Here is a 25530-nt window from a genome sequence, read left to right on the forward strand (position 1 = left end):
TTTCCTTAAATTACTCGTGAGAAAAAACAACATTGATGCCATTTTGAATATGATTTGAATAACAAGTGTTTAGGCGATCACTCTAATTTATTAGGTGTAGAGATTTTACACACTTGTGTGTATTTATACATCATTTTTGTATAAATTAAATGTGATACGGATGCTTTTATTAGCAAAAAAGATACTCAATCCTGCTTATATAAGTTCTGGGGAGTAACCGATAAAACTGAAAAAAATATACGGAGGATCGATATTGAAAAGTTAAATTTGTTATTAAATAAATTAGGATAGACTACCGTAAAACGAAAAGCAAACTAATTTGGAAATTATGAGAAATTGAACAAGCGAGAAAAAAATAAATAGATTAATTTCAATCTTCGTTTAACCAGCTTCCTCTCAATTTGTCACGATTCTTTAGTTTTACTAAGGCATCATTTTTTGTTATTTTCAATAAACCTTCTTTTATTTCTCCTATTTTTTGTTCGAATTTTTCTTCTACTAGATCTTTGTTGTATATAGAAATAAGAAATTCTTTGGATCCTAATTTAGATAAATTTTTACTTAACTCTTCTAAAAGCATTTTATAATAAAACATGACATTTCTAACAGGTTGAATATGCTTTATATATTCTCTAAGTTTACTTCTAGCTGTTGCTCCTGCTATTGATCCTCCAATAACACCTCCATAGAATAGAATGGGAATGCCTTTAATAGTAATCATTTTCATATCAAAGGGCAAATCAATTGTATCAATTACTCTTTTTTGTTCATTCTCATCCGATAATGATAATAAGCCAGAAATCATCAAAGCATCTTGAATATTAGACAATTCTAAAACCCTCCTCAATTTGTCAACACTTTCTACTTCCCATAATTTAAAATTAAATCTTTCTAAATTGAAACTATCTTTATACTTTAATCCGATAGAGTTTAGTTTTTGCTCAATATTTTTTTTTAATAAAACGATTTCTTGTTGGAAGTGTTTTACATCATTAAATAATTCGGATGCTCGCTTTTTTCGGTTTTTGTTATCTGGGTAAAGAATGTCTTCATTACCAGTAATTACATCAAATGAAGTTTCAATACCTTTCCAAATGCTATTAAATATAGACATAGAATTGTTTTTTTACCAACAGACGACGTTTGAGCAATTTTTTTTATCCATTTTATCGTCATCCCTAAATGAATTTCGGTTTCCATCCAATTGCTCTAAAATACGGACAGCTTCCTTGGCTAATTCTTGTACTCCTGTTTTTTCAACAATATCCGAAATTTCCTTTGATTTCAGATCCAAAAACTTATCTAGTTGTTCTTCTGAATAACCAAGCTTTCTCATCATATCTAGATCTCCTATCCCTTTATCAATGAGTTCTTTCAGTTTTTGATTTGCCAATAATGCCATTTTAACCCTTGCTCTTGGACCATAAAGACCTCGAATACCTTTTTGTAATTTATCTCTTACTATTGCGCCTTGAATAGAATCAACGATTAACTCGATTGCAACAGTAATTACAAGAGCTGCAGCCGCTCCTCCAGCAAAAGCTTTGAATCTAATCCATTTTGGAAACCTTAGTTTTTTGATAGCTACTCTTTCCAAGTTTTGAGCTCCCTGGTATTCGATATCTTTCCCAACTCTTTTTATAATTGTTCCTCCTATTATTTCTCCACCTCCTTTTATAGGAATTCTATCTAGATTTTTTGCCATTCTTACTAAAAGTGCAGTACTTACAAAGTTTTGGACAGCCAAAAAAGCGAAAAATTCGGCTAAATATTCTATTACTTCAAGAACAACGCCATCACCTAATTTTATTATTTTAGGTTTTAGTCTAGGGTCAGATGGATCAATATTCAAATCTAAAAGCATATCTCTAGCCTTCCCATGAAACTCATCTAAAGAATCTTGTATACTATCTGCTATCAAAGTTAAATCTACTAAAAACACTCCTATATCGCTAGACAATTGATCCAATCTTCTAGCCCTATTCTTATTATCTGGATACAAGTCTATTAACCCCATAATATTTTAATTTTTCTTTTCGTTTTTATGACAATTAAAGTTACTAACATATGTTGTAATTAGGATACGCTAAAACCGTTGAATTTTTACTTTTAAAATTAGCAGATAAACTCCCAGAGTACTTTATTTCATATAGATATATTTCTAGAGTTTCGATGAGTCTTTAAAAATAATGCCTTCCAGATGTTCTTTAGACACTCCATTTGATACAAGTTACGAATAGAGAATAGATGAGTAAAAAGACTAATATCTAAAACCAAAAATGAAAGAAAAAAATGAAAAAATAATAAAAGTAATTCGAGATTTTGATAAAAATTCACAAGTTAGAATTGATGGATCTATACTGTATCTGCAAGAAGTAAAACCATAAGTGATTAATGATTTAATTAAGAGAGGTTTTGAGATTGCACTTTATGAGGAAGAAACGCAGGTATTACAAAAAAATGAGAAGGGATAGAATAAAACTATAATAAATGAATCGAAATTATGGGATTTTTTATATTTTCATGATTGAGTAGAAATTCATAGAAAAAAATTAAAAAATTAAAGTTCAATAAACAAATGAGAAACCTAATTAAAGTATTAATTCTTCTAATATCCTTATGTGGTTATAGCCAAGAGCAAAAGACGCAAGTAAATGTATCTAAATTTTATAGAGAAGGTGATTTATCGTTCTTACATATAGAGAAAGAAAAATACATTGTAATGCAGATGACTCATTTTGAAAATGAAAAAAGTAATGAAAAGGAAATGATACTAAACGGAGTAGAGTATCGATTAAAAAAGGTATTTAAAATTAAAAACCTGAATTCAACTTCATCTATTCATTCCTTAGAGTACTGGTCTAGTTTAAATAATGATATTATACTAATGGATAAGTAGAAAATATATCTGTTCGAATTAAAAAAATAACAATGAAACAATAACTACTTTCCTATTTACTTTCCCGTGAAAAAAGAAACCTCTTTAAAAAAGGAGGTTTTACGTGTTTCTATGAAGTCGGAGAGGGCTGTAGTGATCAGTAAATGTCTCGAAGACATTTGCAGCGAAAGAGCCAGCTGGCGCATTGGGCGAATCCCCCGGATACACAAAAACCTGCCGTTTGGCAGGTTTGTAGTGGAGTCGGAGAGGGCTGTAGCGATTAGTAAATGTCCTGAGGACATTTGCAGCGAAAGAGCCAGCTGGCGCATTGGGCGAATCCCCCGGATACACAAAAACCTGCCGTTTGGCAGGTTTGTAGTGGAGTCGGAGAGGGCTGTAGCGATTAGTAAATGTCCTGAGGACATTTGCAGCGAAAGAGCCAGCTGGCGCATTGGGCGAATCTCCCGGATACACAAAAACCTGCCGTTTGGCAGGTTTGTAGTGGAGTCGGAGGGATTCGAACCCTCGTCCAAACAAGTAATACAATAGCTTTCTACACGTTTAGTTTTTGTTTAATTTTCGTCGATAAGAAAGACCAAAAACCGCCAACCTATCGCTTATTCTCAATTAAGTTTCGAAATTATATCAAGATCCTATAATTTCTAGGTTTACTTTTACGATACCTCATGATCAATCGCCGTAAACCAAGGCTCTTGAGAGGTATCCTGCTTGTTCACCTTGTGAACCGAGGCATTATCCTACTATAAATTCAGATTATGCAGCTAGGGCGTAGTTATTCTCGCCGTTTAAAAAAGTGAAATATGATATTTACGAGCTATATCCCAGCGCTCGACGTGCTTACTACCTTATTAATCTCGCTGTCAAAACCAGTCGACCCCAGTAGTATTTTCCGAAATTTGATCATTATATTTCTTTAGAAAACAAAATATGCTCTCAATTTGACCAAAAATACTTTCGGGCAGCAAATATAATCATAATTATCATATCTTTACCCTCGTTTTTTAGTACAAAATTTATACCAATTCATATGACTAAGTTCGGTGTCATTAAAGAGCGAAAAAACCCGCCAGATCGTCGTGTTGTTTTTTCGCCAGATGGCCTAAAATCAGTAGTGACCAAATTTCCTCAAGCTTCTTTTATTGTTGAACCTTCTCATGTTAGAGTTTTTGATGACTCTGAGTATGAAAAAGCAGGTTTTGCCGTTTCTGATGACCTGTCAGATTGTGATGTACTGCTTGGTGTAAAAGAAGTGCCTGTTGCTGCTTTATTACCCAACAAAAAATATTTTTTCTTTTCGCATACGATCAAAAAACAATCGTATAACAGGGATTTACTAAAGGCAATTCTCGAAAAGAATATAGAGCTATATGATCACGAAGTCATTGTGGGTCAGAATGGTTTTAGGTTAATAGGATTTGGAAAATACGCTGGGATTGTTGGTGCGTATAATGGATTTAGAGCCTGGGGACTTAAGTTTGATACTTTTACTTTACCTAAAGCCGAAACACTTAACGATCAAAAAGCATTAGAGTCTGAATTATCGAAAATTAAGTTACCCAATATAAAGATTGTACTTACCGGAAACGGAAAAGTAGGAGGTGGAGCCAAAGAGATTATCGACGCTATGCATATCAGAGAAGTTGCTGTAGACGAATACCTGAATGCTACGTTTGATGAACCTGTTTATGTTCAAATTGATGTGTTGGATTATAATAAGCGCAAAGATGGGCGTATCATAGACAAGGGGGATTTTTATAGCAACCCACAAGAGTATGAAGGAGATTTTATGCGATTTGCAGAAGTGAGTGATATGTATATTGCAGGTCACTTCTTTGGAGACGGAGCACCTTATATTTTTACCAGGGAAGATGCAAAATCCGAAGGTTTTAATATCAAATTGGTAGCAGATATTTCATGTGATATCGATGGGCCGGTTGCCTCTACAATTAGATCTTCTACAATTGCAGATCCGATATATGGCTATAATCCACAAACCGAAACTGAAACCGATGCTACAGATCCAAATGCAATCGGGGTTATGGCTGTTGATAATTTGCCATGCGAATTACCCAAAGATGCCAGTACAGGATTTGGAGACATGTTTTTAGAACATGTAATCCCTGCATTTTTTAATGATGATAAAGATGGTATTCTCGAAAGAGCAAGAATGACCAAAGATGGAAAGCTGACTGAAAGATATAGTTATCTTCAGGACTATGTAGAAGGTAAAGAATAATGTTAATCAATAGATCAATACAATTAATATGACAACTCAGGAACTGGTTGCTCAAATACATGCAAAACAATCATTTTTATGTATAGGATTAGATGTGGATTTAAATAAAATCCCTAAGCACCTATTAAATGAAGAAGATCCTATTTTTGAGTTTAATAAAGCTATTATAGACGCCACGCACCATCTTGCCGTTGCCTATAAGCCTAATACTGCTTTTTATGAAGCATACGGTATCAAAGGGTGGAAATCTCTCGAAAAAACAATTATCTATCTAAATACAAATTATCCCGAGGTTTTTACGATTGCAGATGCCAAACGAGGAGATATTGGTAACACAAGTACAATGTATGCCAAAGCTTTTTTTGAAGACTTAGAATTTGATTCTGTAACCGTAGCCCCTTATATGGGTAAAGATTCTGTAGAACCTTTTTTAGCTTTCGAGAATAAACATACGATTTTACTGGCATTGACATCTAACCAGGGCGCTTTTGATTTTCAGACAAAAAATGTAGAGGGAAAAGAGCTGTACAAGCAGGTGTTAGAAGTTTCTAAATCATATAAAAACTCTGAAAACTTAATGTATGTGGTTGGTGCAACCAAAGCGGAATTTATTGGGGAAATTAGAAAAATTATACCAGATAGTTTTCTTTTGGTTCCCGGTGTAGGCGCACAAGGTGGAAATTTACAAGAAGTATGTACATACGGATTGAATGATCAAGTAGGACTGTTAATCAACTCTTCTAGAGGCATTATATATGCTTCAGATGGAATTGATTATGCCAAAGCGGCAGCAGAAAAAGCACTTGAACTTCAAAAACAAATGGAAAATATCCTGAAATAATAAAAAAGGAACAAGAATAGCGTATACTCTTGTTCCTTTCCAAAAGGATAGAATTAACGTCTATTGGCGTTAAAAACATGTTTTGCATACCCGTAAAGTCCGTATGCAATAAAAATAACGAAAAATGCCATTATACCATAAATGATAACATTTAGTAATATTGAACTCATAGCCCCAAAATTTTAATATTAATATCTTCTAATATAAGGAGATAATTTCTAAAATCCTATTTTTAAGTATCTAATTATTAAGTATTTATGATTTTTTTTATAATTTTTAAGAATTCATAAAATGTAACACGACCAGGGATATGATATGTACAGATCAATTAGGTAGGAAAATCGAATTTCTAAAATCTCCAAAGCGTATTGTTTCTTTAGTACCTTCACAAACCGAGTTATTAGTTTCGTTAGGAGTATCAGATCATATTGTAGGGGTTACCAAATTTTGCGTTCACCCAAAAACGATAAGAAGTCAAAAAGCTATTGTAGGAGGTACTAAGAAAGTCAATTACGAAAAAATTAAAAAGCTAAATCCTGATATCATTCTTTGTAATAAGGAAGAAAACACAAGAGAAATAGTAGAATATCTTGAAAAAGAATATCCGGTACATGTCTCAGATATTTTTTCTATATCAGAAGCTTTGGAAATGATTAAGCAATATGGGGATATTTTTGACAAAAAAGAGGAAGCAAATACACTGATATCTAAAATAAGGTTAGAAAAAGAATCTTTTGATAATTTTGTATCTGGGATGCCTCAAAAACGAGTAGCCTATTTTATATGGAAAGACCCCTGGATGGTAACCGGTAAAAACACATTTGTAGATCATCTGCTAAAAGTAAATGGTTTTGTAAATGTTTTTGGCGATAAAGATCGTTATCCAGAAATCCCAAAAGAGGAACTTAGAACAATACAAGATTTAGACTTGATCATGTTATCCTCAGAGCCATATCCTTTTTCAAAAAAGCATATCGATGAATTGAAAAATACAACCACTGCAAAGATTATTTTGGTTGATGGAGAATATTTCTCATGGTATGGGTCTCGACTTGCAGAAGCTTTTACATATTTTAGAACACTTCATGAAGTATAGAAAATTTTGTACATGACAACTATTTCTATACCATGCATGAAGTGTATTGGTATGAAATTAGCCCATACTTTATGTTTAAAAAACAGTACTAAACGGTCTTAGGAGTGTCAAATATTCATCAGGAAGATTGCCCTTCAATTTCTTTTATTTGAATTAAAATTTTATCAGCTTTTTGATGAAGCTGATCACTTTTGTTTTTATCTGTAAGTGCTAATTTATAAGCGCTTTTCATTAATTTACAGTAGGTGTGCTGCAGTTTTTGCAATTCAGTTTTGTTCTTTAACCAGGCAAACATTTTTCTTCTCTTACATTAATAATGCAAAGATACTGGATAATAAAAGGGAGGTTTCTTAAGAATCAGTTAAGGTAGTCTAAAATTGTGATAAATATAAGCAAGTCTCTTAATCAATAATTAAGAGACTTGCTTAGGCTTTTATCGATCTTGCAAGGCAAATACCCGTCGCAATAAGTCTGTTGTTCTCGAACTAAGCTTAGTTCGGATTTCTTGCTCTTCTACAGCAATCATTGCATACACTCCTTTAAGAGCTTCACCAGTTACATAATCGGTGAGATCTGGGTTAACATTGTTTGTAAGAGGTATAGCATTGTATTTTGTGATGATATTAGACCAAATTTTGTCTGCACCTACTTTAGAAAACGATTTATTGATTACGGGATTAAACTTTTGATATAGTTGACTACGAGTCTTATTCTCAAGATATTGAGTAGCTGCTCTGTTATTACCTAACAGTATTTGTTTGGCATCATTAAACGTTATTTGTTTTACAGCACCTACAAATATAGGTGTTGCTTCTTTTACAGCATCTTCTGCAGCACGATTAATTGCTTTTAATCCTTCGTCTGCGAGTTTGCCTAATCCTATGTCTCTTAATGTTTTATCCACTTTTTGTAATTCTTGCGGAAGAAGAATCTTAACAAGTTGATTTCTATAAAAACCATCTTTTTGGGTAAGTTTTGTGACTTGCTTATCTATGCCATTATCTAAAGCTTCTCTTAACCCATTAGAGATGTCAATATTGCTCAACCCAAAACCTCCGGTAGTCTGCGGAAGGTTATTTACAACTTGTTGTAACTCTGCACAACTTGATAATAAAAAGATAGCGAGTATACTAAAAATTTGTTTCATGATTTCTTATTAGATTTGAGATTGTGATTATAACTATATTAAATACGCCAGTAAGATAAAATTGATATTGAATCATAATTACGTATTGCGAATTTTACCTGATCTTTAAAAATTAATAAATGTAGCCAGATGAAACCAAATTTAATTTTTTTAATACTATCTACTCTAATTATTTCATGTAAAAATGAAAAAGTATCGATAAAAAGCCAATCTGTTCTACAAAATGAATTTGATCAATACATAACTGTATTAGGAATTGCGCAGGACGGAGGGTTTCCTCATATTAACAATACAAACGAATATATAGCTGTTCAAAAAGGCCTGGCAGATAAAGAATTGGTTACTGCATTGGGGGTGATTGATAAGAAAAACCATAAAAAATTTATGTTCGAGGCAACACCAGATATGCCAGAACAATTAGCGGTCCTAGATAATGAACATCTACAAAATGATGCTATTATTGATGGAGTATTTTTAACACATGCCCATATAGGACACTATACAGGATTGATGCATTTTGGCAGAGAAGCCATGGGAGCAAATAAAATACCTGTGTATGCAATGCCAAGAATGCAATCTTTTTTAGAAACTAACGGCCCTTGGTCACAATTAGTCTCTTTGCAGAATATAGCTATTAAATCTATGCAAGCAGATTCTACACTAACCTTAACAAGCGCGATACAAGTTATTCCTTTTTTGGTGCCTCATAGGGATGAATATTCTGAAACGGTAGGGTATAAAATCATCGGAAATAATAAAAAAGCATTATTTATTCCAGATATTAATAAGTGGTCTCTTTGGGAGAAAAATATTGTTGATCAGGTTAAACAAGTGGATTATGCTTTTATTGATGCCACTTTCTTTAAAAACGGAGAAATTCCAAGGCCAATGTCAGAGGTGCCACATCCTTTTATCGAAGAAACCATTGCTTTATTTAAAAGTGAACTAAAAGAAGTGAAATCAAAAATAATATTTATTCATTTTAATCATTCGAATCCTGCACTTCAAAAAAATTACGAAGGAAGAACAGCTTTAGAAGAACAAGGGTATCATTTTGCAAATACCAAAGATGTTTTTCCGCTATAAAAAACTACAGTATTGTTATTGTTAAGAATTGCTTTTACTCTATTAGAACTGCATTGATCGAGATTCTTTCTAGATATAGAGGCAGTAAATGCTTATGTTAAATTTGAAACATAAAATCACTGAAAATGGGGGGATACTGCTACTTAGTATCGTCTTATCTTTATAGATAATTTATAAAGTGAAAAACTATATATGTTTTGGAAAAATAACTTGAAATTACCCATTACTCTAGAGGATAAAAAATGGGTAGAAGAAAGTATTACATTTCTTGAAGAAAATTTAGCAGAACGAGGGTTGAAAATAGAAACCATATTGCCAACTCACCCCTGTTTTAATAGAAAGTTTGAAGGTACTCTGCCAGATGCAAAGTTTTTATTGAATCAGATCATGCAACTAATGGGTATAGAAGATATAAACATTCAATTGAAACTATTTAATGATGGAGCCGTAAAAATGGAAGATGGTAGAATTCTTACTACACCAGCTGATATCAATGGTAGATGGGAAGGCGCAGCAGGAATGTATCAAAATTTAAATGATGTTACTACGATTTTTATAGCCACCGATCAACTAAACAACTTAGAGGCTTTAATTGCTACAATAGCTCACGAATTATCGCATCAACTGCTTTTAGGAGAACAATGGATCAAGGATAATGATGAGTATCTCACAGATCTTTTGGCCATTGTATGTGGTTTTGGAATTTTTATTGGAAACTCAAAATTTAATTTTTCTTCACAACAAATAGGAATAGGAAGCAACTGGAAAATGAGCAAACAGGGATATTTGCCAGAGCAAATTATTGCGTATGCAATGGCATACTTAGCTATAAAACGAGAAGAATCTACAGACTATATTAAATTTCTAAATAAGACTATAGCGAAATATTTCAAGCAAAGTATAAAGTATCTTAAAGCGAATGGTGTAACAGATTCTATTTCGAATTCTGTAAAAGAAATTGAGATCTCACAAGAGGTGTATAAAACACCTATTGATTCTCAGGAAAACTTTTTAGAAGAGAAACGACAGGAAAAAACCGAAAGTACTAAAGAATTCAAGATAGAGGATATTGAGAAGCTGGAGACAGTATCTTTGGTAGAGGCTTGTGCTCAAGAAGATATTCCGTTAGTAAAGCATTTACTACAAATAGGGATAGATGTAAATACAACTTCTGAGTTAGGTTTTTCTGCGCTAAATATGGCAGTCATTAAAAATAATGCCAGGTTAATACATATACTTCTTGATGCTGGTGCAGACATCAATCTTCAGAACACAGAGGTGTTTGGTTTAGGTGAAACACCACTTATATCTGCGGTTAAGGAAAATAATGCAACTGTTATAAAATTGTTATTAGATCATGGGGCGAACCCTAATACTCCAAATTACTTTCATAAAACACCTTTAATGATAGCGGCACAAGAAAATACTCTGGAAGCAGCAAAAGTATTACTAGAACATAAGGTGCCGATTGAACATGGAACCCACACTGGATTATATACAGAAACGCCACTATGTATCGCTGTATTACATAATCATACAGAGATGGTCATCCTTCTTATAGAGAACAGAGCAAAGATCAAACCGCTTAGAAAATTACCAAGGCATAAGATCAATCCTAAAATGGTAAAATGGTTAAAGCAGCGTAAATATTTATAAAAGCCAGCCTCCTTCTTGTACTGTTCTGTACTTTGAAACAGAAGTATATTTTAATAACGTTTCTACTTTAAGAAAAAACAACAGTTTTATTATTATAAACTAGCAATTTTCTTTCGAGATGATGTTTAATGGCTCGCGATAATACAATTTTTTCGAGATCTCGGCCTTTAAGCATAAAATCATCTGCATTATGAATGTGGGATACACGTGCAATCTCTTGCTCGATAATAGGCCCGCCTTCTGGATCTGGAGTTACATAATGACTTGTTGCACCAATTATTTTTACACCTCTTTCATAAGCAGAATGATATGGTTTTGTTCCAGGAAAAGCTGGTAAAAAAGAACGGTGTATGTTTATGATTTTATAAGGAAATTGATCTATAAAATCGGAAGAAATAATTTGCATATATCTCGCCAGAACTATAAAATCAATTTTATATTCTTTTAGAAGCTCTATTTGCTGTGTTTCAGCCTGTTTTTTGGTATCTTTTGTTACCGGGATATATTTAAATGGGATATCAAAAGCATCAGCAATAGGCTTAAGGTCTTCATGGTTGCTTATAATAATAGGGATGTGTACTTTTAACTCTCCAGAAGCATATCTTCCCAGGATATCATAAAGGCAATGATTATATTTAGAAACAAAAAGAGCCATTCGAGGCTTTTTTTCGGCATTATACATTTCCCAGTGCATATTATAATTTTCTGCAACATGTGTAGTAAAGGACTCTTTAAATAGTGCTAGTTTTTCTTCGTCTTCATCAAATTCACATTCTAATCTCATAAAGAACTCCTTTAGTTCACGATCTACATGCTGTTCTATATATATGGTATTCCCTTTTTTGGCTAGAATGAAATTGGTGACGGTAGCAATAATTCCTTTTCTGTCGGGGCAATTAATTAATAGGGTTGTTTTTTTCATTATGACTTGTGTTTTCTCAGGACATAAACTTACTATTATTGAACTGATTTTAGAAATTGTTTTTTCTTAAGTTTTATTAATTATCCTTATTTTCTTATGGATTTATACTGTATTGCTCTGATCAATGTATGATTTTTAGAAAACTAGAATAATTAATATTAAATTTGAACTATAAATAATGAAAGCATTGGATAGGTTAAATAAATTATATAATTCTAAAAAAATAATCCTTTTTGATGCATGTTTCGTAAATTGGCAGCATTAAAACCACTTTTTATTATCAATGGAACAAAAAACACCGTATACACCCAAGAATAAAGTAAGAATAGTTACCGCAGCTTCATTATTTGATGGACACGATGCCGCTATTAATATTATGCGACGTATTATCCAGTCTACAGGAGTAGAAGTCATTCACTTAGGCCACGATCGCAGTGTAGAAGAGGTTGTGAATTGTGCCATACAAGAAGATGCTAATGCTATAGCGATGACTTCTTATCAAGGAGGACATAACGAATATTTTAAATATATGTATGATTTGCTAAAAGAAAAAGGAGCAACTCATATTAAAATATTTGGCGGAGGTGGTGGAGTAATCCTTCCCGAAGAGATCAAAGAACTCATGGATTATGGGATTACTCGTATATACTCTCCTGATGATGGAAGAGAATTAGGATTGCAAGGGATGATCAATGACCTGGTAAAGAGAGCAGATTTTCCTATAGGAGATCGTCTTAATGGAGAAGTAGAGCATCTGGCAGAAAAAGAAATCGGTTCTATTGCTAGAGTTATTTCTGCTGCAGAAAATTTTCCTGAAGTCGCTAAGGATACTTTAGATCAAATTCATATAAAAAATAAAACATCTAAAACACCTGTCCTTGGTATTACTGGTACGGGTGGTGCGGGTAAATCATCATTAGTAGATGAGTTGGTTCGCCGATTTTTGATTGATTTTCCTGAAAAAACAATTGGATTAATTTCTGTAGACCCTTCTAAACGTAAAACAGGAGGAGCACTACTTGGAGATAGAATTAGAATGAATGCTATTAATTCTCCAAGAGTATACATGCGGTCTCTGGCTACACGACAATCTAATCTGGCATTGTCTAAGTATGTAGCAGAAGCTATAGAAGTGCTTAAAGCAGCAGAATTTGATCTTATCATTCTCGAAACTTCGGGAATCGGTCAGTCTGATACCGAAATCTTAGAACATAGCGATACCTCTTTATATGTAATGACACCAGAGTTTGGTGCTGCAACACAATTAGAGAAAATAGATATGCTGGATTTTGCAGACCTGGTAGCTATCAATAAGTTTGATAAAAGAGGCTCTTTGGATGCATTGCGGGATGTAAAAAAGCAATATATGCGTAATCATCAATTGTGGGATATTCCACAAGATGAATTACCAGTATTCGGAACTATTGCTTCGCAGTTTAATGACCCGGGAATGAACACACTCTACAAGGAAATTATGGATAAAATTGTAGAGAAAACAGGAGCAGAATTGAAATCTGATTTTCATATTTCTAAAGAAATGTCAGAAAAGATATTTGTTATTCCACCAAGTAGAACCAGATATCTATCAGAAATCTCAGAAAATAACAGAGCATATGATAAAATTGCAAATACTCAAGTAGAAGTTGCACAAAAATTATATGGTATTTATAAAACGATCTGTAGCGTTGCTAATGTCGATTCTATTGCTTTGTCTAAGAATGGAATTGATGAAGAGAATCTTCAGAATGTGAAAAGTGAGGATAATGCATCATTTTTGAAATTACTCTTGGCAGAGTTTGATAGAGTAAAACTTAATCTTGATCCTTATAATTGGGAGATTATTACCGGGTGGGCTGCTAAAGTTAAAAAATATAAAGACCCTATTTATTCTTTTAAGGTAAGAGATAAAGAAATTAAAATAGAAACCCATACAGAATCTTTGTCGCATAGTCAAATCCCTAAAGTGGCCTTGCCAAAATATGAAGCCTGGGGAGATATCTTGAAGTGGTGCTTACAAGAAAATGTACCGGGCGAGTTTCCTTATGCTTCGGGTTTATATCCTTTTAAGCGTACCGGAGAAGATCCAACACGTATGTTTGCTGGAGAAGGTGGCCCCGAACGTACCAATAGACGTTTTCACTATGTGAGTTTAGGAATGCCCGCCAAACGACTTTCTACAGCCTTTGATTCGGTAACACTTTATGGAAACGATCCAGATCAAAGACCTGATATCTATGGTAAAATTGGTAATGCAGGAGTGTCGATTTGCTGTCTCGACGATGCAAAGAAATTATACTCTGGATTTGATTTAACACATGCCATGACCTCGGTGAGTATGACCATTAATGGTCCTGCTCCAATGTTATTAGGTTTCTTTATGAATGCAGCAATCGATCAGAACTGTGAGAAATATATTAAAGAAAATAATCTTGAGAACGAAGTAGCATCAAAAATCAAAAAGATATATGCCAAAAAAGGTGTAGAACGTCCAGAATATCAAGGCGAACTTCCCGAAGGTAATGATGGATTAGGATTAATGCTTCTTGGTGTTACAGGAGATCAGGTACTACCTGCAAATGTATATGATGAAATTAAAACTACGACTCTAAACACTGTTCGTGGTACAGTACAAGCAGATATACTAAAAGAAGACCAGGCACAAAATACCTGTATTTTCTCTACAGAATTTGCATTGCGTTTAATGGGAGATGTGCAAGAATATTTTATTGATCAACAAGTACGTAACTTTTATTCGGTATCTATTTCTGGATATCATATAGCAGAAGCGGGAGCAAATCCAATTACGCAGTTAGCATTAACATTGGCAAATGGTTTTACTTATGTAGAATATTACCTAAGTCGTGGAATGGATATTAATAAGTTTGGACCTAACCTATCCTTTTTCTTCTCTAATGGTATTGATCCAGAATATGCAGTTATAGGCCGTGTCGCACGTAAAATATGGGCAAAAGCTTTAAAAGATAAATACGGGGCGAATTCTAGAGCCCAGATGTTGAAATATCATATTCAAACTTCGGGTCGGTCATTACATGCTCAGGAAATTGACTTTAATGATATTCGTACAACACTTCAGGCGTTATATGCGATCTATGATAATTGTAATTCATTGCATACCAACGCTTATGATGAAGCCATTACCACACCAACAGAAGAATCTGTGCGTAGAGCAATGGCAATACAATTGATTATCAATAAAGAACTGGGGCTTGCTAAAAACGAGAACCCAATTCAAGGATCTTTTATTATAGAAGAACTAACAGATCTTGTTGAAGAAGCGGTATTAGAAGAGTTTGACAGAATTACAGAACGAGGAGGAGTGCTCGGGGCGATGGAAACCATGTATCAACGTAGTAAAATACAAGAAGAAAGCCTGTATTATGAAACATTGAAACATAATGGAAAGTTTCCGATTATTGGAGTGAATACATTTTTAAGCTCTAAAGGGTCGCCAACGGTAACACCAGGAGAGGTAATTCGTGCAACAGAAGAAGAGAAGCAATATCAGATCAGAATGCTAAACGAATTGCATAAAGGAAATGCTGATTCTACAACAGAACTACTAAAAAACCTACAACAAAAAGCAATCAGTAACCAGAATATTTTTGAAGCTTTGATGGAGGTGTGTAAAAAATGTTCTTTAGGCCAGATTACATCAGCATTATTTGAAGTAGGAGGGCAGTATAGACGAAATATGTAAAGTTGCTTATCTCGTAAGAGCGAAGCATAGAATAGAATTTTTTAATGAAACCTCACAAGTCTATAAGACTTGTGAGGTTTACTTGTTTATAGCATATAATTAAATCAATTTAAAACCAGATTTATTTAGGGTTTATCTAAGAAAGATTAATAATGATCAAAATTTCAATATCTTTAGACATGAGTAAATATCTAATCCGTGTTTAGTACCATAGAATATACAGTAACTGCAATTGTGTGCCTTATTTCGGCAATAGTGATTCAGCGTATTTTTAGCAAAGAAAAACTTCGTGGAGCCGATAAAAAAGCTATTCATGGGATTAAATGGTTTGGACTGGCAATATTTGTTTGGGGCATAGGGGCATTGGTTAACTTAATTATGGTTGAAGGGTTGCAATGGCCTTCGACTAATAAAATTCTGATTTATTTTGGTGTACTGGTTTCTTTAGCAAACTCGTTGTTTATTTTATTATCCCTTCCATCAATAGAACATCCTCAAAAACCAGGTATTGTAGTGCGATTGGTACAACGCTTTAGTGTTCGAGAATTTATCGGGCTCTTTTGTGGTGTTTTAGGAATGATCACTTTTGTTTTTATCGCGTCTTCCTATGGCAATCCCGAGATTAGTAATAATTTTATTTGGTTGATCGATATTCCTATTTCTATTTTGGTAGCTATTTCGTTGCTGTATGAGCTTAATAAAGCTTTTGTAGGAAGGCAAATGAGGTTTATGTATTTGCCTACTTTTGCATTATTTGTACTAATTGTAATTGCTGTTTCTCATCGTATGATACCTCAGGATAGAGTATTGCAATTTATCGATCAGCAATTCTGGGGAGTATTGGGGAGTATTACGGCTATTTCGTTCAAATTTCTTTTTATTCTTCTGTTTTCTATTCTTTTATATAGTTGGAAATTTCTTTCAGAAAAAGAACAACAGCAAAGTCTGGCTCAAAAACTAAAAATTCAAAAAGCAAAACTTGAAAAAGAAAATGAACAATTACAAATAGCAAATGAGAGCCATTTAGATACGATCAAAACATTAAAAACTAACCTGAAAACGATAAAAGCAACTTCAAAAATAGAACTTTCTGATAGACAAAAAGAAGTTTTAGGGTATCTGGCCTATTATGGAAACTATAAATCTTATACCGAGATTGCTCAGGAAATGCACATTAGTACAGATGGGTTCCAGACTCATATTCATCAAATAAAAAAGATGCTTAGCATAAGTGGGGCGGGAGGTAAAGAACAATTGATTGCTTTTGCAAAAGCTAATAGTTTTCTTCAGTATACTTCACTAAAAGATGATACGTAACCGTATGCTTAACCATTCTGGTCGTAAATTTTGAATACTACTTAACCTTTTATGGTTTCAGTTTTTAGAGCAATTTGCTTTAAAAATTTTACCATGTTATTTCCTTGTATTATTTCAGAACAAAATTTAGATGAAAATATCAATCGTGTTTTTGGTGATGCTACCAGTTGGTTTGTCGATGCAATTCTAGCCGAAATCCCTATTACAGACACTGTAGGGATTCCTTGGGTAGTTGTAGTATTGCTATTAGGAGCTGGATATTTTACATTATATTTTAAATTTATTAATGTAAGAAGTTTTTATACCGCAATACAAGTAGTTCGAGGAAAATACGATGCTTTAGAGAATTTGAATCAGGAAGAGACAGATGAGTTATCTACTGAAAGCATTTCGATGGAAGAAAAAAATAAGGATGATGATGTAAAAGGAGAAGTTAGCCATTTTCAGGCATTAACTACAGCTGTTTCGGCTACAGTTGGGTTGGGTAATATTGCTGGTGTTGCAATTGCCTTGTCTATTGGTGGTGCCGGGGCAACACTCTGGATGATTATTATTGGGGTGTTAGGGATGTCTTCAAAATTCGTAGAATGTACCCTGGGAGTTAAATACCGGGAGGTAGATAGTGAAGGGAAAATTTTTGGAGGTCCTATGTATTATTTAACTAAAGGGTTAGGAGAAAAAGGCTACGCCAAATTTGGTAAGGTACTATCTATAATTTTTGCTATTATGTGTATAGGAGGATCGTTTGGTGGTGGTAACATGTTTCAGGTAAATCAGGCCTTTAAATTGTTTGACCATGTGATAATTTCGGATAACTCAATGTTGCATGGGCAAGGTTGGGTGTTTGGAGTTATCATGGCGATATTGGTAGGTGTTGTTATCATTGGCGGAATCAAAAAAATAGCAAGTGTAACCGATAAGATTGTACCCTTTATGGTATTGATTTATATTGCAGCAGTCTTAACAGTTTTAGTGTTGTATAGTTCGGCTATTCCAGCTGCATTTAGTGCAATTTGGGATGGTGCTTTTCATCCTGAAGGAGTGATGGGAGGCTTTGTAGGAGTATTGGTTCAGGGGTTTAGACGAGGAGCTTTTAGTAATGAAGCAGGAGTTGGTAGTGCTTCAATAGCACATAGTGCGGTAAAAACACGTTTCCCTGCAAGCGAAGGACTAGTGGCATTGCTCGAGCCTTTTATCGATACTGTAGTTGTGTGTACAATGACTGCTTTGGTGTTAATTATAACTGGGCAGGTAGATACAAGTACCGAAATTGATTTTGAACAAGGAGTTCTTCTTACTGCATCTGCATTAGAGAGTGGTGTTTCATGGTTTCCGTATCTCCTTACGATTGCAGTATTACTTTTTGCTTTCTCTTCTATGATTTCATGGTCATATTATGGATACCAGGCCTGGAGCTATCTTTTTGGAAGAAGCAAACGTACAGAATACTTGTATAAGTCTATTTTTTGCTGTTTTACAGTAGTAGGTGCTGCAGCTACACTAAATGCAGTCACAGATTTTAGTGACGCCATGATTTTTGCAATGATGGTACCCAACATGATCGGGCTATTTTTATTAAGTCCTAAAGTGAAAGACGAATTAAAACGCTACAAAAAGAGTATTGCCAGAAGGATTAGATAATATTGTAAAATGAAAAAAGTAAAATCTATAAAGAGGAAACTTTATAAACTCATCATCCAGGAACGTTGCAGATGTTTAAATTTTCTAAGCTCTTTGCGCAATAGAATTAAGAATTCTTTTCCGTTACTTTCAGATTGTTCAAGACGTTCACAATTTTTGTAAAGCCTATTGGTAATATGTATCAGAGAAGTAGCGTGTTTTATACGCTCATCCTGAAAGGTTTGATTTTCGGCTTTAATTATTTTGGGAGCCAGTGCATCTGATTGTCTTATGATGTCACCAGTAAAATAAATATGAGGATGCTCACTCCCATTATTTTGTAATGGAGCTAAATCATGAACAAGATAATTTGAAATACTTCGAGAGAGTGTAAATATCTCGAGAGCCTTCTTGTATAACCTTTTATTTCGGGGCTGTAATCTCATATCAATTTGTTACATCAAAAATAATGTTATTTTTAGTATTTTTTCTTTATTATTTAAAGTTAAATGATTAATTTACATTAGTAATTAAGGACTTTTATTGCTTTTTTCTTAAAAGTGAAATTTTTATACCCGAATTAATAATTAGTAGATGTAGATGTATATAATATATAGTATAAAAGTTTAGATATCGATAGAAAAAGAGAGCTTATACATATTTTATATAATCACTAAAAAACTGAAAAATATTGTAATGAAAATAGATGCTATAAACTGGGATATTTTGAAGTGTTTACAACAAAATGCACGACTATCTAATACAGAAATAGGACGAAAAGTAGGTTTGAGTTCTCCTGCAGTTGCCGAAAGGATAAAAAAGATGGAAGATTATGGGATTTTAAAAGGGTATATTGCCGATGTCTCATATACCAAAACAGGGTATCAATTAAAAGCAATAATTACACTACGAGCATTTATGGGAAGATTAAAACCGTTTTTGATAAAGGTATCAGAATTTAAGGAAGTCATGAATTGTTATCGAATCACAGGTAACGAAAATATAGTTATGGAAGTAGTGTTAAGAGATCAAATACATTTACAAGAATTTATAGATAGGTTGATCACTTATGGAGAAGTTAAAACACATATTATACTGTCTAATCTTATAGAAAATAATCCAATTACCAGTCATGTCGAATTTGGAGAACTAGATGCCTAATTTATGGCATGAGATTTGATTATATGTATATAAAGAGCAATCTTTATCTTGTGTGAGGACATTAGTTTGGGGAACTAAAGAGAGTACAGGGAAAAGATGAAAAACGTCTGAATGCTTTCAGACGTTTTTTTATGATGCTAAATCAGATTTCATTAAATTTATGAGATAATTATGCATCTTTTTGTATCTGTTTTAGTCCTATAGATATATAATCATAGTAAAACAATAGCGTTATGAAAAATAAAGAATGTACCTGTACATGTTCAAGTTGCGTAGAGGGGCAATGTTCTAACTGCTCCTGTATAGGATGCGAATGTACAGGATGTAGCTGTTAACAATAACTTCCCTATTTCTGTTTTTAGTAGAAATAGGGGTATTTCTGTTTTGATTTATGGAAACTTCGAATCTTTGGAAAACCTATCATGAAAACATTAGACTATTTATAAAAAGTAAAGTGAAAAATGATCAAATTGTAGATGATTTGATACAAGAGACTTTTATAAAAGTACACAGTAATAAAAATAAACTTAGAGATCATTCTAAAATCAAATCCTGGTTGTTTACAATTGCAAGAAATACAGTATATGATTATTTAAAAGAAAATAAACAGACTACAGATTTTGTAAAAGAACAAATATATGAAGAGACTACTGACCATTCTGAAAAAGATTGTCTCCCAGAGTTAATAAACAGGCTGCCAGAAAAATACCGAAAACCATTACTTCTTTCTGATGTAAAAGGTTTTAAGCAAAAACAAATTGCAGAGCAATTAGGGATCCCCTTATCGACCGTTAAATCACAAATACAACGTGCCCGAAAAATGATCATACAAGGGTATATGGATTGTTGTGATTATAAACTTGATGACAAAGGAAAATTAGTAGGAGAGACCAAAGAGAAAGAAAATTGTAAAATATGTAGATAAAAACGCTATTAAGTGGTATATTTTTTGTGTCATTTAGTTATAAAATCATTGCGTTGTGTCAATATTGTTTACCAAAAAGTACCTCTTTTTTGTTATACTTTGCCTAAGTTTAATAAGTTATGGGCAAAATACACTTACACTCAAAAAGGGAGTTGTTATAGATTCTTTGATTATTCCTTCGACAGGTAATCATTTTAGTATTTATTTACCCAAATCTTTTGATTTAAATAAAAGTTGGCCCCTATTACTGGGGTTTGATAGTTCGGGAAATACAGGGAAAACTGCACACTTATATAGAGAAGCAGCCGAAGAACATGGGTATATTGTTGCGATTAGTAATTTCCTAGAAGAGCAAGAAGCACAAAAGAAAGTAGAATATGTATCAGATTTTATGAGTCATGTTTTTTCTCTTTTTCCGATTCAAAAAGGAAGAATTTATATCGCAGGAGTACAAGAAGATGCAAAACTAGCGAGTTTACTAGCTGCTTTATACCCTAATGAGGTGTTTGGAGTAATTGCAATAGAGGATACATATTTCTATGATTCGAGGATAAGGATCAAAAAGAGCTTTTCTTATCGGGGTATTGTAAGTATTGATAATCATAAGTACCAGGATTTTTTCAATATTAAAAAGTACTTAAAAAGCAGAGCAGTTCCTGCCGATGTTTATGTTTATGAAAAAGATTCTGGATTATTGCTCAATAAACAGATTAAAAAAGCACTTTCTGATTTTACATTACAGGCAATGAATAAAGGAAGGATGCCTAAAGACTCTATTTGGGTTAAGAACTTATTTCAGAAAGAAATGAAAGAAGTAGAATTATATCTGGATCAAGGTAAGTTTTTAAATGCGTTTGATGAAGTAAAAGGTATACGACTCAAATATGGAACCTTTTTTAATACTAACGATCTAAAAGAAAAACAGAAAGAAATTAGAAAAACCAAAGAGTATAAGCAACAGAAACGACTGGAAACAAAATACCTGAACAAGGAAAATTTTCTTAGAGAAGTATATTTACTTTCTATGGAAGAAGATATTGAAGTAAAAGAATTTGAAAATCTAGGATGGTGGAAGTATCAAATGTCAGAATTAGATACCTTGATTTTGGGTAAAGAAAAACTTGCTCGTTATATGGCCTATAGAATGAAAGGGTATGTGAAGTATCTGGTTGATAGTTATAAAAACCAACTTCTTAAAGAAGAAGAAAATCTGGAGGAAAATTTATTCCTTAATATATTAAGTACACTAGTCGATAAAAAAGATTTCGAATCGTATCGAAAAGTGATTTCATTAAGCGCTCAGGATCAAGATAATGAAACAGCTTTGTTTTATTTAGAGCAAATGTTGAAAAACGGATATAAAGATCTAAACGCATTGTACACCATAGAAGGGACATTGGCCTTAAAAATGTCTGAAAAGTATAATAAATTAATAAAAAAACACCTCGGAAATTCTAAATACTTCTTTTCAAAATAAATTGAAATCATAAAATTTTGTGTATTTCATCGAATTTATATGTTTTTTGTCGTCATTTTTTTGGTGTATATGATTTTTTTACATTATATTTACAATAGTAAAAAATACTTGATGTGTCGTCCAGAATTAACATTTTAAACTGTATGACGATACGGATTTAAAATATTAGTTTGGAATACATCAGGGATAAATTAAGTGTGAGGACATTAGTCTAAAGACCCCGAATCTTGAAGCTAAAGAGAGTACGTAATTTACCCTAAATACTGAAAGCGATCTGAATAAGGTCGCTTTTATTATTTTTATTTATTGATTACCAGATGAGGTACCTTTTTCAGGTTCCAATCAATGACTAATCCTTTTGCAAGTGACCTTGCAATTTCTTCACCATATAAGTGTTCACATAAATATAACGCAGCTTCAAAACTTTTGGCGCCTCCGGCAGAAGTTATGTACTTTTTGTCATGCACAAATAAAACTTCTTTTCTAATATCCAGATTAGGAAATGTACTTCGCATTTGATCTATATCACTAGGAAAAGTAGTAGATACTACATTATCAAGAACTCCGGCTTTAGCAAGAACAAATGCTCCATCACAATGCGAGGTCATAAATAAAGCAGTTTTATCAACTTGTTTTACAAAATCAATCATCACTTTATCATCTAAGTCGGTGTCTAAATGATGCTCGGCACTAGGAACTACCAAAATATCTATTTGAGGCAAAGAATCTTTTACATAATTATAATCAGGTATAATTTTTACACCTTCAAATGTAGTTATTGGGTAGTCTGTATTTGCAACAGTAAAAACATTCATTTGTTTTATGTTTTTACGATATTGAGTGTGTTGAAAAATATCAAACGGTGCCGTAAATTCCGTATTATAGGTGCCATCCATAATAAGGAAAGCAACATTATATCGATTAGGCTCTAATTTAGGAAAGCTCTTTTTCTCTTCTATTGCTTCTGTTTTTATAGTATCAGGTTGTTTCTCTTGCTGTACTTGGGTACAACTATAAATTAGTATAATACAAAAGGTAAAAAAGAAATTTTTCATTGGTATAGGTTTTATAAAAAATTGGTTAACCAGGTACTTTTTCCTGATTAAGTTTTCGTTTTACGATATATAATAAAAATGTTCCTAAAGTAGCAATCAGGGCCATAAAAACCCAGGTGTTTTCAAATCCAAAATTATTTATGAATTGCATCCCAGAATTATGACCAAAAATATGAGCTAAAGAAAAAGACATGCTATACAATCCCATGTAGGCTCCCTGTTTTCCTTTTTTTGATCTGTCTAGAGCAAAAGCATTTCCAAATGGAAATGCGACCATCTCCCCAAGTGTGGCGATAATCATTCCGATAACCAAAACTCCTGCCCACGGAGTAACTAATAACAGTAGAAAGCTTATGCCTGTTAGGACAAATCCGCCAATAACATTCCCTATTTTAGATAATTTTGTCTTTTCCAGATATGCTATTAATGGCATTTCAAAGAAAAATATCAAAGCACCATTTAAAGCAAGTAATAATCCGATTTTTTGTTCTGATAGTTGGTGTATTTCTTTATAATATAATGGAATTGTAGAAAAATACTGAACAAATATAAATCCAAATAAAGCCAATGCTATTAAAAACAAGACATAAACACCATCCTTATGAGCGCTTACCGGATTTTCGACAACAACTTCTTTGTCTTGTATTTTTGCTTTTTTGGGATGTAACGTTTGTATCATCACTAATCCGGCTATAATACAAGTAATCCCGTCTACCCAAAATAAACCATAATATCCTATAGATGCTATGATTAGTCCACCAATTGCAGGGCCGGCAGAGAAGCCTAGGTTAATTGCAAGTCGAATAAAAGTTAATGATCTGGTTTTGTTTTCTGGTTTGCTATAGGCACTTAATGCTACAAAAAAAGCAGGTCTAGCCATATCTGCAATTGCAATTAGTACAAAGAAACCGACGCAAATACTCCAGAAACTAGTAAAATATTGAATAGTTATAAATGAGACACCCGTTAATAACAAAGAAATAAGTATAACCTTATAGTAACCAATTTGATCACTTAGTTTGCCTCCTAACCAGGCACCTAAAAAAGAACCTAATCCATAACTGGTCATAATCCAACCTACTTGCTGTAACGAAAAATTTAAGTCATCGGTTAAGTATAGTGATAAAAAGGGGATGACCATTGCCCCAGCTCTATTGATTAGAGTGATCAGAGCTAACCACCACACCTCTTTTGATAGCCCAGAAAAAGAGTTGAAATAATGAAGTAAAAGTTTTAGCAATGTATTTGTGATTTGTATTAGACTTCCAATTAATAGATAAAAGTAGTTTTTTATCTATTATTTAAGCATAATTTTATTAAAATTAATTAGTTAACTAATTGTAAATTGTACTTTTGCAAAAAAACAAAGGGGAAGTGTTTAGGATATCAATTTTATTTGTGTTTTTTATTGGAAATTTAGTTGCTCAGGATTCTATAGCAATAGAAAGAATATTGTCTTTTCAAGAAGAACTTAACAAAGATTTTGCTTCTGAAGAAACTTCACCATTAACCCCAAAAGATTTAGAACGTTTTAAAACGGTTGATTTTTTTGAAATTGATACTTCTTTTTGTATCCGAGCAAAATTCGTTCGTACACCATATGAAACACCTTTTGTGATGAAAACCACAACAGGGAGAGAGCCTATATATGTCAAATATGGAGAGGTTCATTTTAAACTACAGAAAAAATCGTATGTATTACAAGTATATCAAAATCAAGGATTAAAAACTCAGCCAGAATTTGAAGATTATTTATTTCTCCCTTTTACAGACTTAACTAATGGAGAATCAAGTTATGCAGGAGGACGTTTTATAGATCTAAAAATCCCTGAAGGAGACTATATTATTATTGATTTTAATACTTCGTATAATCCATATTGTGCGTATAACGATAGGTATTCTTGTCCAATACCTCCAGAAGCAAATCATCTCGATGTGAAAATTCCTGTTGGTGTTAAGGCATATAAGAAATATCCAGAGAATAAATAAAAAAAGCGTTCTGATCACTCAGAACGCTTTTACTTTATAAAATAGATATATTAAAATTTGTATACTGCTCCTAGTACAAAAGAAGAAAGACTTTTTGTAGCTTCTCTATCATTATCTAAAAAGAAATCTTCAGAAGTAGTATCGATTCTTAATTCTGGTTTAAGCGTTAACTCTCCAATCGTATAATTTCCTGTAAGGGTAGCTGTAATAACATCTCCATCACCTTGTGTGTCTAGTCCAATTACATCTGTTAATCCGCCATTATAAACCGAGAAATATTCTCCTCTTATTCCTATAGCGAATTTTTCAGATGTTTTGTATTGAGGATATAGTGCTACTCCGTAAAACCCAGAGGCATCTCCGTTTTCTTGTGGTTCTGTAGATA

General features: G+C 33.0%; 22 protein-coding genes and 1 other RNA gene. 13 read left to right on the forward strand and 10 right to left on the reverse strand.

Features of this window, described 5'->3' with window-relative positions:
• Nucleotides 1-370: 370 nt before the first annotated feature.
• Complete coding sequence (locus Z053_RS0125805; RefSeq protein WP_025667847.1) at nucleotides 371-1114, reverse strand: hypothetical protein; 744 nt, start codon at nucleotides 1112-1114, stop codon at nucleotides 371-373.
• Between the two features lie 12 nt (nucleotides 1115-1126).
• On the reverse strand, nucleotides 1127-2017 hold the full coding sequence (locus Z053_RS0125810; protein WP_025667848.1) for a hypothetical protein: 891 nt from the start codon (nucleotides 2015-2017) through the stop codon (nucleotides 1127-1129).
• Between the two features lie 561 nt (nucleotides 2018-2578).
• Between Z053_RS0125810 and Z053_RS0125820 the strand changes: the two genes are divergently transcribed.
• Nucleotides 2579-2899: a hypothetical protein gene (locus Z053_RS0125820; protein ID WP_025667849.1), complete on the forward strand. Its 321-nt coding sequence runs from the start codon at nucleotides 2579-2581 to the stop codon at nucleotides 2897-2899.
• Between the two features lie 478 nt (nucleotides 2900-3377).
• On the opposite strand, the gene ssrA is transcribed toward Z053_RS0125820, so the two are convergent.
• Nucleotides 3378-3777: a transfer-messenger RNA gene (gene ssrA, locus Z053_RS30910) on the reverse strand.
• A 149-nt stretch (nucleotides 3778-3926) separates the two neighbouring features.
• Here ssrA and Z053_RS0125825 point away from each other — a divergent pair.
• The 3 genes from Z053_RS0125825 to Z053_RS0125835 all read left to right on the forward strand — a co-directional run bounded on the left by Z053_RS0125825 (nucleotide 3927) and on the right by Z053_RS0125835 (nucleotide 7072).
• Complete coding sequence (locus tag Z053_RS0125825; protein ID WP_025667850.1) at nucleotides 3927-5135, forward strand: NAD(P)-dependent oxidoreductase; 1209 nt, start codon at nucleotides 3927-3929, stop codon at nucleotides 5133-5135.
• Between the two features lie 28 nt (nucleotides 5136-5163).
• A complete protein-coding gene (gene pyrF, locus Z053_RS0125830; protein WP_025667851.1) occupies nucleotides 5164-5976 on the forward strand; it encodes an orotidine-5'-phosphate decarboxylase in 813 nt (270 codons plus the stop codon).
• 310 nt (nucleotides 5977-6286) lie between these two features.
• Nucleotides 6287-7072, forward strand: coding sequence for an ABC transporter substrate-binding protein (locus Z053_RS0125835; protein ID WP_025667853.1), 786 nt, complete (start codon nucleotides 6287-6289; stop codon nucleotides 7070-7072).
• A gap of 118 nt (nucleotides 7073-7190) precedes the next feature.
• Here Z053_RS0125835 and Z053_RS32230 read toward each other — a convergent pair whose 3' ends face one another.
• Together Z053_RS32230 and Z053_RS0125845 are read right to left on the reverse strand one after the other, a co-directional pair.
• The gene (locus Z053_RS32230; RefSeq protein WP_152538399.1) at nucleotides 7191-7367 is read right to left on the reverse strand and encodes a Lacal_2735 family protein; all 177 of its coding nucleotides are present in this window, start codon (nucleotides 7365-7367) and stop codon (nucleotides 7191-7193) included.
• Between the two features lie 138 nt (nucleotides 7368-7505).
• On the reverse strand, nucleotides 7506-8219 hold the full coding sequence (locus tag Z053_RS0125845; protein WP_025667854.1) for a DUF4197 domain-containing protein: 714 nt from the start codon (nucleotides 8217-8219) through the stop codon (nucleotides 7506-7508).
• A gap of 129 nt (nucleotides 8220-8348) precedes the next feature.
• On the opposite strand from Z053_RS0125845, the gene Z053_RS0125850 reads away from it, so the two are divergent.
• On the forward strand, nucleotides 8349-9305 hold the full coding sequence (locus tag Z053_RS0125850; RefSeq protein ID WP_025667855.1) for an MBL fold metallo-hydrolase: 957 nt from the start codon (nucleotides 8349-8351) through the stop codon (nucleotides 9303-9305).
• Nucleotides 9306-9497: 192 nt separating this feature from the next.
• Nucleotides 9498-10961 (forward strand): ankyrin repeat domain-containing protein, encoded by a 1464-nt coding sequence (locus Z053_RS31690; RefSeq protein WP_025667856.1) that lies wholly within the window; start codon nucleotides 9498-9500, stop codon nucleotides 10959-10961.
• A gap of 67 nt (nucleotides 10962-11028) precedes the next feature.
• On the opposite strand, the gene purU is transcribed toward Z053_RS31690, so the two are convergent.
• A complete protein-coding gene (gene purU, locus Z053_RS0125860; protein ID WP_025667857.1) occupies nucleotides 11029-11883 on the reverse strand; it encodes a formyltetrahydrofolate deformylase in 855 nt (284 codons plus the stop codon).
• Nucleotides 11884-12166: 283 nt separating this feature from the next.
• On the opposite strand from purU, the gene Z053_RS0125865 reads away from it, so the two are divergent.
• The 3 genes from Z053_RS0125865 (at nucleotide 12167) to Z053_RS0125875 (ending at nucleotide 18559) form a co-directional block, all read left to right on the forward strand.
• Nucleotides 12167-15601 (forward strand): methylmalonyl-CoA mutase family protein, encoded by a 3435-nt coding sequence (locus Z053_RS0125865; protein WP_025667858.1) that lies wholly within the window; start codon nucleotides 12167-12169, stop codon nucleotides 15599-15601.
• Nucleotides 15602-15799: 198 nt separating this feature from the next.
• Nucleotides 15800-16918 (forward strand): hypothetical protein, encoded by a 1119-nt coding sequence (locus Z053_RS0125870; RefSeq protein ID WP_025667859.1) that lies wholly within the window; start codon nucleotides 15800-15802, stop codon nucleotides 16916-16918.
• 93 nt (nucleotides 16919-17011) lie between these two features.
• A complete protein-coding gene (locus tag Z053_RS0125875) occupies nucleotides 17012-18559 on the forward strand; it encodes an alanine/glycine:cation symporter family protein (RefSeq protein ID WP_035096897.1) in 1548 nt (515 codons plus the stop codon).
• 41 nt (nucleotides 18560-18600) lie between these two features.
• Here the strand turns inward: Z053_RS0125875 and Z053_RS0125880 are convergent, their stop codons facing one another.
• Nucleotides 18601-18984, reverse strand: a complete 384-nt coding sequence (locus Z053_RS0125880; protein ID WP_025667861.1) for a hypothetical protein — start codon at nucleotides 18982-18984, stop codon at nucleotides 18601-18603.
• 250 nt (nucleotides 18985-19234) lie between these two features.
• Here Z053_RS0125880 and Z053_RS0125885 point away from each other — a divergent pair, with 250 nt between their 5' ends.
• The 3 genes from Z053_RS0125885 to Z053_RS0125895 all read left to right on the forward strand — a co-directional run bounded on the left by Z053_RS0125885 (nucleotide 19235) and on the right by Z053_RS0125895 (nucleotide 22101).
• Nucleotides 19235-19699: an Lrp/AsnC family transcriptional regulator gene (locus Z053_RS0125885; RefSeq protein ID WP_025667862.1), complete on the forward strand. Its 465-nt coding sequence runs from the start codon at nucleotides 19235-19237 to the stop codon at nucleotides 19697-19699.
• A gap of 391 nt (nucleotides 19700-20090) precedes the next feature.
• A complete protein-coding gene (gene sigZ, locus Z053_RS0125890) occupies nucleotides 20091-20624 on the forward strand; it encodes an RNA polymerase sigma factor SigZ (protein WP_025667863.1) in 534 nt (177 codons plus the stop codon).
• 55 nt (nucleotides 20625-20679) lie between these two features.
• Nucleotides 20680-22101 carry a hypothetical protein gene (locus Z053_RS0125895; protein ID WP_152538400.1) on the forward strand — a complete coding sequence of 474 codons (1422 nt, stop codon included), beginning with the start codon at nucleotides 20680-20682 and terminating at the stop codon, nucleotides 22099-22101.
• Between the two features lie 299 nt (nucleotides 22102-22400).
• On the opposite strand, the gene Z053_RS0125900 is transcribed toward Z053_RS0125895, so the two are convergent.
• Entirely contained in the window at nucleotides 22401-23156 is a 756-nt protein-coding gene (locus tag Z053_RS0125900) for a DJ-1/PfpI family protein (RefSeq protein WP_035096899.1), read from the reverse strand.
• A 25-nt stretch (nucleotides 23157-23181) separates the two neighbouring features.
• Nucleotides 23182-24396 (reverse strand): MFS transporter, encoded by a 1215-nt coding sequence (locus Z053_RS0125905; RefSeq protein WP_025667866.1) that lies wholly within the window; start codon nucleotides 24394-24396, stop codon nucleotides 23182-23184.
• A gap of 134 nt (nucleotides 24397-24530) precedes the next feature.
• Here Z053_RS0125905 and Z053_RS0125910 point away from each other — a divergent pair, with 134 nt between their 5' ends.
• On the forward strand, nucleotides 24531-25145 hold the full coding sequence (locus Z053_RS0125910) for a DUF1684 domain-containing protein (RefSeq protein ID WP_081748342.1): 615 nt from the start codon (nucleotides 24531-24533) through the stop codon (nucleotides 25143-25145).
• A gap of 50 nt (nucleotides 25146-25195) precedes the next feature.
• Here the strand turns inward: Z053_RS0125910 and Z053_RS29370 are convergent.
• The coding region (locus tag Z053_RS29370; protein WP_035096901.1) for an outer membrane beta-barrel protein at nucleotides 25196-25530 on the reverse strand (335 nt) is incomplete at its 5' end.

This window comes from Aquimarina megaterium XH134, from assembly GCF_000520975.1.
Lineage (GTDB): Bacteria > Bacteroidota > Bacteroidia > Flavobacteriales > Flavobacteriaceae > Aquimarina > Aquimarina megaterium.